Raw genomic sequence first — 14400 nt, 5'->3', positions numbered from 1 at the left:
TCACGACTCCTCCAGGCGGACCGTCACCGACCGCGCGTGGGCCTCGAGGCCCTCGAGTTCGGCCAGGCGCACGATGTCGGTGCCCTGCGCGCGCAGGCGCTCCTCACTGTACTTGATATAGCTCGTCACCTTCCGGAAATCCTCCGCCGTCAGGGGCGAGGAAAACCGGGCGCGCCGCATGGTCGGCAGCACATGGTTCGGTCCGGCGATGTAGTCGCCCACGGCCACCGGCGTCATCGGGCCGACCATGACGGCCCCGGCGTTGCGGATTTGCTTCGCCGTTGCCTCGGCGTCCCGCGTCTGCACGCTCAGGTGCTCCGGCGCGATGAAGTTGGCGAGGTCCACCGCCTCCGCCGCCGAGCGGGCTACAATGAGCAGGCCCAGCTCTTCCAGGGCGCGCGACGCGATGCCCGCGCGCTGGAGCGCCGGGAGCTCCGCGTCCACCACGGCGGCCACGGCGTCCGCCGTCTGTTCGTTGTCCGAGACCAGCAGGCACATGGCCTCCTCGTCGTGCTCCGCCTGGGCGAAGAGCTCGGCGGCGGCAAAGCGCGGGTTGGTGGAGGCGTCCGCCAGCACCAGCACCTCGGAGGGCCCGGCCTCGCTGTCAATCTCCACGGCCCCGCGCACCAGCGCCTTGGCCGCCGTCACATAGGCGTTGCCCGGCCCGGTGATCTTGCACACCGCCGGGATAGTCTCCGTGCCGAAGGCGAGGGCCGCCACGGCCTGCGCCCCGCCCACGCGGAAGACGCGGGTCGCCCCCGCCATCCGCGCCGCGGCCACCACGCCGGGGTGGATGTCGCCGTTGTGGGACGGCGGCGACACCATGATAATCTCGGTCACCCCGGCCACGCGGGCGGGGACGATGTTCATCAGCACGGAGGAGGGGTAGAAGGCCTTGCCGCCGGGGACATAGACCCCCGCGCTCTCGACGGGGCCCACCCGCTGGCCGATCACCGACCCGTCGGGGTACTCCCGCTCCCAGGATTCGCGGAGGTTTCGCGCGTGGAAGTCCCGGATGTTCTCCATCGCGCGGCCCAGGGCGGCGAGGGTTTCGGGGTCCACGCGGCTCCCGGCGGCCTCGATCTCCTCCCGGGTCAGCTCGAACCGCTCCGGCGCGAGGCGCACCCCGTCGAACTGCTCCGTGAACCGCGCGACCGCCGCGTCGCCCTCCGTCCGCACGGCCTCCACAATCGCCCGGACGCTTTCCAGGCGGGCCGCGGCGGCGGGGGTGCCGCCCGGCGCGCTGCGCGCCAGCAGCCGGCGCCTGAGTTGCGCCAGCGCGGCGTCGTCGGTGATGACGTGTTTTTCCATGATGCCCGGCCTCCGCGGTTCCGGTCTAGTCCCGGACCCGCACAATGTCCGCGCCCAGCGACGCCAGGCGCTCCTCGATCCGCTCATATCCCCGGTCAATGTGGTAGACGCGGTGCAGGACCGTCTCGCCCTCGCCCGCCATGAGGCCGGCGATCACGAGGGCCGCGCTCGCGCGCAGGTCCGACGCCATGACCGGCGCGCCCGACAGCCCGGAGACGCCGCGCACGATGGCCATGTTTCCGTCCACGCTGATGTCGGCGCCCATGCGGACCAGCTCGGCCACCTGCATGAACCGGTTCTCAAACACCGTCTCCCGGATGCGGCTCGCGCCGTCGGCGCAGGTCAGCATCGCCATGAACTGCGCCTGGAGGTCCGTGGCGAAGCCGGGGAAGGGCTGCGTGGCGGCGTCCACCGCCTTCAGGCGGTTCGGCGCGGCCACGCGGATGCGGTTTGCGCCCGTCTCCACGGTCGCGCCCGCCTCCGCCAGCTTGTCCAGAAAGACCGGCAGATGGTCCGGGTTCGCGTCCAGCACCGTCACGTCGCCGCCCGTGGCCGCGGCCGCGGCCAGGAACGTGCCCGCCTCGATCCGGTCGGGGACCGCCGTGTGGTCGGCCCCGCCGAGGGCCTCCACGCCCACAACGGTGATGACATCCGTGCCCGCGCCGGAGATCTGCGCGCCCATCGCGTTGAGAAAACGCGCCAGGTCCGCCACCTCCGGCTCCCGCGCCACATTCACCAGCCGGGTGACCCCGTCGGCGCGCGTGGCCGCCATCATCAGCGTCTCCGTCGCGCCCACGCTGGGGAAGTCCAGCGTGAACCGGGTGCCCCGGAGCTTCCCGTCGGCCAGCACATAGCCCTCGTCCAGGCGGATGTTCGCGCCCAGGGCCTCCAGCCCCTTCAGGTGGATGTCCACCGGGCGGGTGCCGATGGCGCATCCGCCGGGCAGGGACACGCGCGCCCGTCCGCACCGGGCCAGCAGCGGCCCCAGCACGAAGAACGACGCCCGCATCTTCCGGACGAGGTCATAGGGCGCCTCGGGCTCCAGGGGGCCGGAGGCGTCCATGATCATGTAGCGGCCCGTAAACTCCGTCCGCACGCCCATGTGCGACAACAGCTTGTCCATGGAGAAGACATCGTGCAGGCAGGGCACATTGTGCAGCGTGCAGGGGGTCTCCGCCAGCAGCGACGCCGCCATCAGCGGCAGCACCGCGTTCTTCGCGCCGTGCACGTGCACCGCGCCCCTCAGCGGGTTCCCCCCCCGGATTACGATTCGGTCCATGGCTTGTTCTCCACCGATGACATCCTGTATCCCCGGAAAGGCCCTTGGCGTTCCCGGAGGCCCCTGCAACAACAAAGGCCCAAAGCCGGTAAAAGCCTTGGGCCTGCGTCCGTTACGGTAATTGACTCACTGTGCGGGAGGGGCAGGCGCCGTCTCCGTCGTATGTTCCTCCGCCGCCGCGGCCGCCGCTTCGGGCGCGACGGGCGTCTCGACCACGGGGGCCGCCTCCGGGGCCGGAGCCGCCTCGACTGCGGGCGCGGGCGCGGCTTCCGCCGGGGCCGCTTCCGCCGGGGCCGCATCCGGCACGGGGGTGGCTTCCACCACCACCGGCGCGGGCGCGGGGGCCTCGGCCGGAGCCGCGGCGTCCGCCGCCGGGACCGCCGCCGCCGCATCGCCCTCGGGCGCCGCCGCGGCGTCGGCCGCCGGGTTCTGCTGCTCGAAGAGGGCGTTCATGTTCGCGATTTCCTCCTCGGTGACCTGTTCGGGCGCCGCGCTGCGGCCCACGCGTCCGGAGAGCGTGGACATCAGCAGGGCCAGCAGCATGAACAGGGCCGCCGCCGCATAGGTGATCTTCTGCGGAAGGCTCTTGGACGAGCGGGGGCCGAACACCGTGTCGCTGCCGCCGCCGACGCCAAAGGCCCCGGCGAACCCCGCGCCCTTGCCCTTCTGCAGGAGGACGATGACGACCAGCCCCAGGCAGGCGGGCAGATAGAGCAGCAGGATCAGCCACCACAGCACGGTCGAGTTGAAAATTGCCTCAAGCATGGGTCTGTCAAGTCCTTTGTGGTCGGCGCCCCGGAGGGGCCGGTGTTTTCTAGCGGGCCGCCTGGATGATCGCGGCGAAGCCGTCCGCCTTCAGCGCGGCGCCGCCGACGAGGAACCCGTCCACGTTTTCCTTCGAGAACAGCTCGGCCGCGTTGTCGGGCTTCACGCTGCCGCCGTACTGGATCCGGATCGCCGCCGCCGCGTCCGCGCCGAACAGTTCGGCCACGAGGGCCCGCGTGAACACGTGGACCTCCTCGGCCTGCTCGGGCGACGCCGTCTCGCCGGTGCCGATGGCCCACACGGGCTCGTACGCCAGCACCACGTTCGCCAGGTCGGCCGCCGTGAGGCCCTTCAGCCCCTCGACCACCTGACGGCGGATCACGTCGTTCATGAGGCCGCCCTTGCGCTCCTCAAGCAGCTCGCCGATGCAGAACATCACCTTCATCCCCGCCGCCAGGGCGAAGCGCAGCTTCTCGTTCAGCAGCGCGTCGGTCTCGCCCAGGATGTGGCGCCGCTCGCTGTGGCCGATGATCACCCACGCGCACCCGGCGTCCTGCAGGAACTGCGGGCCGATCTCGCCCGTGAACGCGCCGCCCGCCTTCACATAGGCGTTCTGCGCGCCCACCTGCACGTTCGAGCCCGCCGCCGCCTTCGCCACGGCGTCCAGCGCCGTGAACATGGGGCACACAACGACTTCCACATTGTCCACGTCCGCGACCAGCGGCTTCAGCGCCTCCACCAGCGCCACGCCCTCCGCGATCTTCAGGTTCATTTTCCAGTTTCCGGCGATGATCGGCTTTCTCACTACTGCATTCTCCCGCGGCGTGCGCCGCCTTGCTGCGTTTTTCCAGGGAAACAGACAGGGAATCCCGCCCCCCGCAACGCCTTCCAGAGGGGGCCAACGAGGCCCACCCCCAGGAAAACCCTGCGGACATTCGGCGGGATTGTGCCCCGCTACCGTATCACAATCAGGCGCGGCAAAACAACTTGCACCGCCTGAAACGGACCGCCAGCCCCCTGCCCAAACCCGGTCCCAGGGCGCCGGCGTCGTCGCGGGAGAGGCGGACCGTGCATCGCCGGAGGGGGAGGTCCAGACCGAAGGCGCGCCGGGAACGAGATGGCGTCACTGCGTTCGCCATGACGGCGTGGGCGATGGCCGCGTGATAGACCGACGGTCAACCCGCCATGGCGAGCGCATGCGACGCCATCTCGTGCCCGCCATGGCTTGGGCTTCTCCATAATCCCCAAACCGCGCGCCCCTGGGATCGCCAGGCTCCAGCCTGGCCTCTTTGTCTTCCCTCCCGTTCCGCGACGAAACCCCGTCATGTCAAACCCAGCGAGGCCATCTCGTGCCCGCCATGGCTTGGGCTTCCCCATCTCTCAATACCGCCCGTCTCCGCGTTGGGAACTCTTCCGGCACCACGTCAAAACCGGCGCTCAGGAGGGAAGACTCATCGCAGAGACGCGGAGAGCGCGGAGGGGGACACGCGGACAGGGGCGCATTGGCGCGAACGGGGGGGCTGTTGCCCCGCGCCGTGGCGGCCCGCAGGCAAGCCTGCGGGGCGGCTTGCCGCCGCCTTTCTTCGTGGGGACTTGCACGCACGGGATATCGGGATGACCGGCGTCCGGGCGAAGATTGGCCCCGGAATCAGTCGAATTTTGGCCGGATTTCGCCGACGGCCCATTTGGCGGCGGGGTCGGCGCCGGTCTGGACCACGCGGAGGTACCGGCCTTCGGCGGGGGGGAAGGGAATTTCAGTCACGGGGTCGGCGCCTGCGGCGGCGGCGACGGGGGTGCCGGGCTGTCCCGGCTCGGTGTAGACGTAGACTTCGCAGGCGCGCGGGTACACCCCTGAACCTTCCGGCGCGTGCAGGATGACGCCGCAGACCCGCGCGGGACGGGTGAGGTCGAGCTCAATCCACGGGCCGGGGGCCTGCGGCCCGTCGGTCTGCCAGAAGGTCGCGGGGGTGCCATCGAGGACGCGGCGCGCCTCCATGATGTTCTCGGACACGGTGGCGGTGATGAACTTGGCGCGGAGGCGCGTTTCGGCGGCGCGGGCCTCGGCGGCGGTGGCGGGGTCGTCCTTGAGGGGGGCGACCAGGTCGAGGGCCTCCAGCAGGCCGCATCCGCCGACGGCGGCGAGGGCCGCGCGGCGCTGTTCGGGCGTGGCGGCCAGCGCCAGCACCTCGCGGTGGAGGGCGAGGGTCTCCTCCGGCGGCAGGCCGCCGCTCTCCCGGGCCAGGCGCACGAGGGCGTCGTAGGCGGCGGCCTTCACCTCCGGGCGGCGCTCCTTGACGGCGAGGCGGCGGAGCATGTCCAGCGATTCGGGGGCGTGCCACCCGCCCAGCGCGGCCACGGCCTCCAGCCGGAGGTCCTTCCGTCCCCTGCGGGCCGTTTTGCAGACGAGCGCCAGGGTTCCGGGGCACCGGGTGCCGCCCAGGACCCGCAGGAGCGCGGCGCGGTGTTCGGGCTTGCGCTGTCTGGCGTAGGCGGCGGTCAGGTGCGCGGCAAGGTCTTCGGACGGACCCCAGCGGCGGACGGCGTCCACGAGGGCGCGTTCGGCGTCGGGCCGCGAGTCAACGGGGGCGGACACCAGCAGGGCAAGAAGTTCCGGCAGGGCCTCGGGCGCCGCCAGCCCGCCCAGGGCGCGCAGGGACGCCGCGCGCAGCCCCGCATGTTCCGAGGCCGCATGGGCGAGCAGGACGTCCGCGCAGTTCGCCGCCCGGCGCGACACGGCGCAGGGGGCCAGCAGGGCGGCCGTCTCCGGCGGCGACTCCAGCAGGAGATTCCGCAGCATGCCATTGGCCTCGGGGTCGCGGATCGCGGCGAGGGCCGCCAGCGCCGCCTCCCGTTCCGGGCCGTCTTTCTGCACGAAGGGGGCCAGTTCAGTGACCGTGTGCGCGGTGCCGAGTTTGCCCATCGCAACCAGCGCGGCGAGCCGAACCTCCGCGTCCGCGTGCGCCGTCAGCGGCGTCAGCGCCGGAAGGGCGGCGGGGTCCCCCCGGTCGCCCAGGGCCGCCACCAGCCGGGGAAGGATCAGCGGATTGGCGTTCTCCAGCGCAGCCACGCCCGCCTCGGTGACGGGTGTGCCCGGTTCGGAATGCAGCAGGCCCAGGGCGGCGGGCCGCAGGAGGAAGTCCTCCCCCGAAAGCACGGTGCGCAGGCGCGCCAGGGCCCCGGCGTTGCCCAGCCGGACCAGCCCCCGGAATGCGGCGTCCCGCGCGGCGGGCGGCTCGCCAGGGGCGAGGAGGCCGGTGAACACCTGGTCCGCCAGCGCGGTGTTGCCGGATGCGGCGGCGCGGTCGGCGCAGGCGGCCAGCGCGGCGACCACCACAGGGCGCAGGCGGGCGGAGGCCTTCGCGCGCACCTTCTCCAGCGCGGCGACGGCCTCGGCTCCGCCGAGTTTCCCCAGTCCGTTTGCGGCGGCGACCGCCACGGCGACATCCCGGTCGGCGAGGTGTCCGGCGAGGACGGCCCCGTGGGCGGGGTTCCCCCGGTTGGCCAGGCTGTCCAGCAGGCCCGCCAGCGCCACCCCTTTGGCCTTCTCCGCGGCGGCCAGCAGCACGGCGTCCACCTTTGCCCCCGGCACCCGTTCCAGCGCATACCGGGCCAGCGGGGAGAGCTTGTCGTCCGTTAGCCACGGGCCCAGCGCGTCCGCCTCGTTCTCCGTGCAGACCTGCCAGAGCTGCCCGCAGAGGAACGTGCGCGCGGCGTCGTCCGCCCCCTCCAGTGCGGCGGCCAGCCGTGCGGCCACCTCCGCGCGGCGCGTGGGATCGCGGCCCGCGCCGGCGACCAGGGCGGCGATCTGCTCGCAGGCGGCGAAGTCCCCGCCGGGCTCCCAGGCCTGGAGCGCCGCCAGTGCGGCGGTGAGGGCGTCGTCCTGCGCGGCGGCGAACGGCGCGGCCGCCGCCAGCAGCAGGGCGAGGAACAACCGGCGTGCAGGCGTGCGCGCGGTCATGTGAGCTGCCACAGCGCGCGCATGGGTCGCTCCAGGAGGCGGTCCGCCTCGGGGTCGTCCACGAACGTTTCGCGCTCCGGGTCCCACCGCAGGGGGCGGCGCAGGAGCGAGGCGATGTTCGCCAGGTGGCACACGGTCGCCGAGCGGTGGCCCACCTCCACGGGGCAGATGGGCTCCCGGCGCGAGCGCACGCACTCCAGGAAATTCCGCCGGTGGTCCGCGCTGGCGTACAGGCGCGTCTCCTCCGGGCCGATGGTCTCATATTTCAGCGTCTCCGGCTCCGTCTCCAGGAACTGCCCCCGGTTCACGCGGACGCGGCCCGATTCGCCGACAAACTCCACGCCCGCGCCGCCGGCCGCGCCGCCGTGAAACATGCGGACGCCGTCGTCGTAGACATGCGTGAGCCGGGTGGTTTCCGGCGTGTCCGGCGAGGGCGGGATGATCTCCACGGGGCCGCTCCCGTCCCTGCCCAGCCCCCACTGGGCGATGTCATAGTGGTGCGCGCCCCAGTCCGTCATGCCGCCCCCGGCATACTCGCGGTAGTAGCGCCACTCCGGCCAGCCGCGGAACGACTGCGGTGGCGCGAGGACGGACGAGTAGGGCCGCCACGGGCGCGGGCCGAGCCACAGGTCCCAGTCCAGCCCCTCCGGGGTCGGTTCCCCGGGCAGGTTGTCCTCCTGCGGCGGGCCGCCCACGTTGACATAGACCTCGAGCACTTTCCCGATGCGGCCGTTCCGCACCAGCTCGCAGGCCGTGCGGAACGCCGTGTCCGAGCGCTGCTGGCTGCCCGTCTGGAGGATGCGGCCATACCGGCGCACCGCCGCCCGCAGCGCCTTCCCCTCGTTGATGGTCAGGGACAGCGGCTTCTCCAGATACACGTCCTTGCCGTTCTTCAGCGCCTCGATCGCGATGAGCACATGCCAGTGGTCCGGCACGGCGATGAGCACGACGTCAATGTCCGGCCGCGCGCACAGGGCGCGGAAATCGCCGTAGACGTCGCACGCGCTGTAGGACCCGCCGCCGTTGGCCCGCGTGTAATGGGCGTTGACCCGCCCCGCGTGGTACTCCAGCCGGTTCCGCTCCACGTCGCACAGCGCCAGCACCTGGCACTCCGCGTCGTTCAGGAACGGGCCGATGTGGTTCTCCATCATGCGGCCCATGCCGATGAGGCCCACGGTGATCCGGTTGCCCGCCGACACCGCGCCGTCCAGCCCGAGCGCGCGGCCCGGCGTGATCATGGGAAACACCGCCGCGCCCGCGGCGGCGGCGGCCGTCCGCCGCAGAAAGGCCCTGCGGCTGAGGGGGTGTTTTTCGCCTGGTCTGTTCATGGGGGGGAGTCCTGCGGACGCGTGCAGTCCATCGCGTCCCTGCCCAAGAGCATACCCTGCGGGCATCTCCGGTGCAAGGGCGGGAGGTCTGCAGATGACACAGATGTGCGCAGATGGGGAAGGGGGCGGTGGGGCGAATCATCATCCGCCCTCTTCGAGCCGGGGGCTCCCGCGGGGACGGTGCCGCACCGCGGCCCGCGCGCCTACCGGGTGAAACGCAGCAGGACCGCCTGCTCCGGGGCCAGCGCCAGCGGGATGGTGGCGTTGTCCCCCGGGGCGGTGTCGGCGCCCGACAGCATCTCCGTCACCCGCGGGGGCGTGTCCCAGCCCAAGGCGGCGAGGTCCACGGTGATGTGCGCGGTGCGGGGCTCGGGCGAGTCGTTGAGCGCCGTCAGGTAGACGGTGCCGTCCCCGGGCTCCCCAAACCGCTCCAGCAGCACCGCCGGGTCGCCGCTCGCGGCGCGGGTGACGGGCTGCCATCCCGCTCGGGCGATGGTCCGGATCAGGGGGATGTACTTCTTGAACAGGGGGCGCGCGGGCTCGTACCACTCCGGTTTGGTGAAATAGCAGTCCGTGGAGGCGTTCTCGGAGAAGAATCCGGGGAACATGCCGTAGGCGAGGGCGCGCTGCATGTACCGCTCCGTCAGCTCCAGGGTGAAGTCCGCATAGTGGGTGTTCATGAGGAAACAGTAGGGCTTCCGCGCGGAGAGCGCGCGCCGGAAGCACAGCTCCGCGTCCGTCATGGGCTGCCAGCGGCCGCCGGGCATCCAGTTGGTCTCGGTCCCCAGCACGTCCAGGAACGGCGCGGCCAGGTCGTAGCTCGCCAGCGCGCCGTTGGCCATCATGTGCTTGCCCATGCCGTGCATCCGGCGGGCCAGCTCCTTCTGAAACGTGAACACGGAGAACACGGTGAGCGCCCCGACACGGTGGGACTGTGCGTCGAAAACCAGCGGGATCTCCGCGGAAACGAAATGGTCCGCGCAGTAGTCAATGCTGTTTGCCCAGAATTCATAGGAGTCAATGTAGGCTCCGTCGGCCACCGCGCCGTCCACGGGTTCCGTGACGGCCTTCTCCAGCCGCGCCAGCTCGTCCTGTCCGCGGTTGAGGGGGCGGCTCTCCGTGGTCGGGAGTCCCGGATCGGGGTTCAGGGCGAAGACGCACCCGTCGCACCACGGCGCGTTCACCACGGACAGCACATTCTTTCCCGACGCGTCGAGCACGCTGGACACGGCGATGGCCGACGCGCCGCCGTGCAGCGGATGGGCCGGGTCCGCCAGCAGGGCGTTGAGGTGCCCGACAGCGCCGTCATGGGTTCGGGGCGCGCCGGGGTCCAGTTTCAGCCAGGTGGTCATGGGCTCGGTGTAGGGAAAACTCAGGATGCCGTGGGCCTCATCCCAGACGATGTTCGGCGCGCCCTCCTGGAAGGCGAAGCCAAAGTCCTCCGGGCCGGGCAGCGTCGCGATGTCCGTGAAGGCCATCCACAGGCCCTCGGTGGGAATCCGTTTCTCGAACGCGGCGGGAAACATCCGGTAATACCGTTCCAGCGCCCCGCGGAACCCGAGGGCCGGGTCGGCGGCGCACAGCAGCAGCCTGAACGACGCCGCGCCGGGGAAGATCCGCGTGGCGGGGCTCAGTCCGAAATCGAAGGCGGCGAACAGCAGGTCCCGGTCCGCGTCGTACACGAGGCGGTGGTGGCGCGGTTCGTCCACCGGCACGGCCAGCATCAGGCCGTCCCGCGGCCCCGTCAGCACTGCAAGGGGATAGGACGCCCGCATGCCCGTGGCCCCCGCGCCGGTGCGGAAGCTGTTCTGGCGCACCCCGGCGGCGGGGACGCTCCGGCGCATGTCCTCCCACCAGGTCCAGTCGCCCGCGACCGGAAACGGGACATACACCGTGACCGCGCGCTCCGCGCCTTTGAGGTCCGTCACCGTGCCGTCCACCTCCAGCCGGTCCCCCCGTGGGCGGAGCGTGACCTCCAAGCGCAGCCGGAGGGCGGCGGACTCGCCGGTCAGGGAGATCCCGTCCCCGGCGGGGCTGACCGACCAGTCCGGCGCAACGAACTCACCGTCCCCGGCGGCATCCCGCACAAACACCGGCAAGCCTCCCGAGCCCAGCACGCGCCCCTCAAGCGCGAGAGAGGACAGCGCGCCGGTTTCAGCGTCCACGGCCAGTGACAGCCCGCCGCTCAGGGAGATCCCAAGCGTGTTCTCAGAGGTCTCCGGCGCCGGGGCTTTCCGGACGGGAACGCCCTCGAACAGGCCCAGATCGTCCGGATACTCCTCCAGGGAGAAGTCATCGAACCAGACGGTCCCGTTGTGCCCCCGGAACAGCGCGTGCACCGTCAGCGAGGCCACCGGCCGGTCTGGAACCACCTGAACGCAGCGCCGCTCCCAGTCATGGGTGCCGGTGGAGAAGGCCGCCGTCTGTCCCCACAGATGCGTTCCGTCCGCGTAGTTGACGTCCACATACACGGAATACCCGTTGTCCGCGGTGCCGTCCACCCCCTCTGCGCGGCTCCATCCGCCCGCGGCGACGGGGCGCGGACGCTCCTGATTGAGCATGACCAGTTGGCCGGCCCCGTGCTGCTCCTCCGTGCTGGTCGCCGCGCACCGCACCCCGGGCGACCCGTCCCGCCCGCCGCCGTCCTCCGGGGTGAACCCCAGCTTCCAACCGGTCCATCCGTTCGCGCCCCCCGCAAACCCGGGGTTGACTGTCCGGTTCACCGCAACAGTGCTGTCTGTTTCCCCTTTGGACATCAGCACGACATCCGCCTGGGCAGCCGCGCACAACAGAAACGCGCACGCCGCCGAAAGGATGTTTCTCATGTCCGGACTCCTTGAGTTTTCGCCAGGTGGAATCATTCTCTCCTGTGCTGGATAATACCCGGAAGGAGACTGTCCATTCATGGTGCCCGAGCCGCTTCAGAGCCGAGACATGCAGACGGGGGCTGGGACTTCCCCCTTTCCGCACACGGCGGCGTGCGCCGCCGCCTTCGCCTGCGCGCTTCCCGTTGTCTGGATTGGCGCGTGGCTGCTGGAGCGCGCCCTGGAGGGGAACACGTCTTGGCTGGACGAAAGCGGTGCGCGGTCCCTCTACTGGCTGGGGATGAAGCTGCTGCTCTGGATCGCCCCGTCCCTGGTGCTCATCCGCTTGTCGGGCCGCTCCGCGGGCGGAGTCATGGGCTTGTCCCGGGTCCGCGAGATCATCGTGTGGGGGGGCGGCGTCGGGCTCGCGCTGGGGGTGACGGCCCTCGCCGTCAAATGGGCGGGGCACCGGCCGCTGTTCGCGTCCGCGCCGGGCTGGCCGCTGTTCAGCGGCGTGGTGGTCGCGCCGCTGGTCGAGGAGTTCACTTTTCGGGGCGCGCTCATGGGCGCGCTGGCGGGGCGGTTCCGCTTCTGGAGTGCCAACCTGCTGACCGCCGCATTCTTCCTGGCCATCCACCTGCCGGGCTGGCATTTCCAGGGCTGCCTGCTGGATAATCTGAAGTCGCCGGCCGGCGGCGCGCTTTCCATCTTTCTGCTGGGGCTTGTTTTCGGGTATGTTGTCCACCGGACGCGTTCCGTCGCGGCGGGAACGCTTGCCCACGCCCTGAACAATCTCTTCAACGCCTGAGTCTGGACAAGGAGGCGGAATCATGAGCAACGGAAACACCCCCTCGCGGCGCGGGTTTCTGGCGGGGGCCGGCGGGCTCCTGACCTCCGGGCTGTGGCTGAGCGCCGCGGAGGCGGACACGCCCATCCTCCCGGACGATCCGCTGTTCGCCTCGTGGACCCACCAGACGCTGGAGGCGGATGTGGTGGTGGCCGGCGGCGGGCTGGCGGGGGTCTGCGCTGCCATCGCCGCGGCGCGCGGCGGGGCGCGGGTCGTGCTCATCCAGGACCGCTCCCGGCTGGGCGGCAATGGGAGCAGCGAAATCCGCATGCACGTGCTCGGGGCCAGCGCCCTCAAGGGCAACCCGCTCTGGCGCGAGACGGGGATCATCGAGGAGCTGAAACTCACGGAGGCGGCCCTCAACCCCCAGCGCTCGTTCGAAATGTGGGACATGGTCCTTTACGACAAGGTGGTCTCGGAGCCGAACATCACGCTGCTGCTGGACACGGCGGTGGTCGGCGCGGCGGTGGAGGGCGGGCGCGTGGTCCGTGTGACCGCCGCCAGCGCCCTGCTGGAGGAGCGGCACACCGTCTCCGCCGGGTTCTTCCTCGACTGCACGGGCGACGCGTCGCTGGCGGCGCTGGCCGGGGCGCGCTATATGCGCGGGCGGGAGGGCCGCGCCGAGTACGGGGAGTCCCTCGCGCCGGAGACCGCCGACCAGAAGACCATGGGCAACAGCCTGCTCTTCATGGCGCGGCGGCACGACCGCCCCATGCCCTACACGCCCCCCGCCTGGGCGCGCAAATTCACCGAGGAGGACTTCAAGCACCGCCGCATCCGCAGCTGGGAGTACGGCTACTGGTGGATCGAGTGGGGCGGCGAGCTGGACACCATCAAGGACAACCGCCGCATCCGCCACGAGCTGTTGCGCATCCTGACCGGCGTATGGGACCACATCAAGAACAGCGGGAAGCACCCCGAGTCCGAGCGCTGGGCCCTGGAATGGGTCGGCATGATCCCCGGCAAGCGCGAGAGCCGCCGCATTCTGGGCGGGCACGTCATGGTGCAGCGGGAGCTGGAGGAGGCGGTGGCCTATCCCGACCGCGTTTCCTACGGCGGCTGGCCCATGGACGACCACCCGCCCGGCGGCATGGACGACCGCGACCTGCCGCCCTGCGTGCAGATCGGCCTGAAGAAGCCCTATTCCATCCCCCTGCGCTCGCTGTGCAGCGCGGACCTGCCCAACCTGCTCATGGCGGGCCGCAACATCAGCGTGTCCCATGTCGCCCTCACCTCCACCCGCGTCATGGCCACCTGCGCCGCCATGGGGCAGGCCGCGGGCGCGGCGGCGGCCTTCTGCGCGGCGGAGAAATGCCTGCCCCGCGACGTGGCCGCGGACCCCGCGCGGATGGCCCGGTTCCACCAGTGCCTCCTGCGCGAGGACCAGTCGCTGGTCGGCGTGGTGAACGCCGACCCGGCCGACTTGGCGCGCGGCGCGCGGGCCACGGCGTCGGGGCAGGCCCCCGGCTGTCCGCCGGAGGCGGTGCTGGACGGCGTGAACCGCGACATCGGCGACGGGTCCGCCCACCAGTGGCGCGCGGAGATGGGGGGGGAGGGGGCCTGGCTCTGCCTGGAATGGGGGAAGAAGCAGACGCTCCGTCAGGTGCAGTTCACCTTCGACACGGGCCTCCACCGGAAACTGTTCCTTAGCGGCGAGGACGGCACGCTCACCGGGCAGGTGCGCGGACCGCAGCCCGAGACGGTGCGCGACTATGTGCTCGAGGTGAAGGACGGCGGGAAGTGGCGGGAAATCGCCCGAAACACGGGCAACTTCCTGCGCCTGGTCCGCCACGGTTTTGAGACGCCCGTGAAGACCAGGACGCTGCGCCTGCGCGTGCTCGCCACCAACGGCGACCCGCACGCCCGCGTTTTCGAAATGCGCTGCTACTGAAACCCGGACGGCGGTTCTTTAGCCGCGTGACGCGCCGGACCGAAGGCGTTCCGACGAGAGATTTCCGCGGCAGATGGGGCATTGGCGGGCACGAGATTGCTTCGCTTCGCTGCTAAGAAAGTACTTCTCCGGAGTTTTCCACAATGAGCTGGCAACCCATTCTTGTGGCTTGTCTTGCGAGATTTTTGAGCAACCGCTCCTGGTACTGCCGTTCGTA

At 71.2% G+C, this 14400-nt stretch carries 9 protein-coding genes; 2 read left to right on the top strand and 7 right to left on the bottom strand.

Annotation, left to right across the window (positions count from 1 at the left end):
- The 7 genes from hisD to GXY15_05880 form a co-directional block, all read right to left on the bottom strand.
- Complete coding sequence (gene hisD, locus GXY15_05910) at window positions 1–1311, bottom strand: histidinol dehydrogenase (protein ID NLV40745.1); 1311 nt, start codon at window positions 1309–1311, stop codon at window positions 1–3.
- 25 nt (window positions 1312–1336) lie between these two features.
- Window positions 1337–2590 carry a UDP-N-acetylglucosamine 1-carboxyvinyltransferase gene (gene murA, locus GXY15_05905; protein ID NLV40744.1) on the bottom strand — a complete coding sequence of 418 codons (1254 nt, stop codon included), beginning with the start codon at window positions 2588–2590 and terminating at the stop codon, window positions 1337–1339.
- A gap of 126 nt (window positions 2591–2716) precedes the next feature.
- On the bottom strand, window positions 2717–3355 hold the full coding sequence (gene secG, locus GXY15_05900) for a preprotein translocase subunit SecG (protein ID NLV40743.1): 639 nt from the start codon (window positions 3353–3355) through the stop codon (window positions 2717–2719).
- A 49-nt stretch (window positions 3356–3404) separates the two neighbouring features.
- Window positions 3405–4160, bottom strand: a complete 756-nt coding sequence (locus GXY15_05895; protein NLV40742.1) for a triose-phosphate isomerase — start codon at window positions 4158–4160, stop codon at window positions 3405–3407.
- An 843-nt stretch (window positions 4161–5003) separates the two neighbouring features.
- Complete coding sequence (locus GXY15_05890) at window positions 5004–7313, bottom strand: hypothetical protein (GenBank protein ID NLV40741.1); 2310 nt, start codon at window positions 7311–7313, stop codon at window positions 5004–5006.
- Complete coding sequence (locus GXY15_05885; protein NLV40740.1) at window positions 7310–8641, bottom strand: Gfo/Idh/MocA family oxidoreductase; 1332 nt, start codon at window positions 8639–8641, stop codon at window positions 7310–7312. Before GXY15_05885 ends, GXY15_05890 begins: the two co-directional genes overlap by 4 nt.
- 203 nt (window positions 8642–8844) lie before the next feature.
- Window positions 8845–11466, bottom strand: coding sequence for a hypothetical protein (locus GXY15_05880; protein NLV40739.1), 2622 nt, complete (start codon window positions 11464–11466; stop codon window positions 8845–8847).
- A gap of 79 nt (window positions 11467–11545) precedes the next feature.
- Here GXY15_05880 and GXY15_05875 point away from each other — a divergent pair, with 79 nt between their 5' ends.
- Entirely contained in the window at window positions 11546–12253 is a 708-nt protein-coding gene (locus tag GXY15_05875; GenBank protein NLV40738.1) for a CPBP family intramembrane metalloprotease, read from the top strand.
- A gap of 22 nt (window positions 12254–12275) precedes the next feature.
- On the top strand, window positions 12276–14183 hold the full coding sequence (locus tag GXY15_05870; GenBank protein ID NLV40737.1) for an FAD-dependent oxidoreductase: 1908 nt from the start codon (window positions 12276–12278) through the stop codon (window positions 14181–14183).
- Window positions 14184–14400: the final 217 nt, after the last annotated feature.

This window comes from Candidatus Hydrogenedentota bacterium (genome assembly GCA_012730045.1).
Lineage (GTDB): Bacteria > Hydrogenedentota > Hydrogenedentia > Hydrogenedentales > CAITNO01 > JAAYBR01.
This window is presented reverse-complemented; position numbering and strand designations above follow the sequence as displayed.

What these genes read in the sequence shown, in the direction of transcription:
- hisD (NLV40745.1), bottom strand. Translation starts at nt 1,311, where the DNA reads ATGGAAAAACACGTCATCACCGACGACGCCGCGCTGGCGCAACTCAGG.
- murA (NLV40744.1), bottom strand. Translation starts at nt 2,590, where the DNA reads ATGGACCGAATCGTAATCCGGGGGGGGAACCCGCTGAGGGGCGCGGTG.
- secG (NLV40743.1), bottom strand. Translation starts at nt 3,355, where the DNA reads ATGCTTGAGGCAATTTTCAACTCGACCGTGCTGTGGTGGCTGATCCTG.
- GXY15_05890 (NLV40741.1), bottom strand. Translation starts at nt 7,313, where the DNA reads ATGACCGCGCGCACGCCTGCACGCCGGTTGTTCCTCGCCCTGCTGCTG.
- GXY15_05885 (NLV40740.1), bottom strand. Translation starts at nt 8,641, where the DNA reads ATGAACAGACCAGGCGAAAAACACCCCCTCAGCCGCAGGGCCTTTCTG.
- GXY15_05880 (NLV40739.1), bottom strand. Translation starts at nt 11,466, where the DNA reads ATGAGAAACATCCTTTCGGCGGCGTGCGCGTTTCTGTTGTGCGCGGCT.
- GXY15_05875 (NLV40738.1), top strand. Translation starts at nt 11,546, where the DNA reads ATGGTGCCCGAGCCGCTTCAGAGCCGAGACATGCAGACGGGGGCTGGG.
- GXY15_05870 (NLV40737.1), top strand. Translation starts at nt 12,276, where the DNA reads ATGAGCAACGGAAACACCCCCTCGCGGCGCGGGTTTCTGGCGGGGGCC.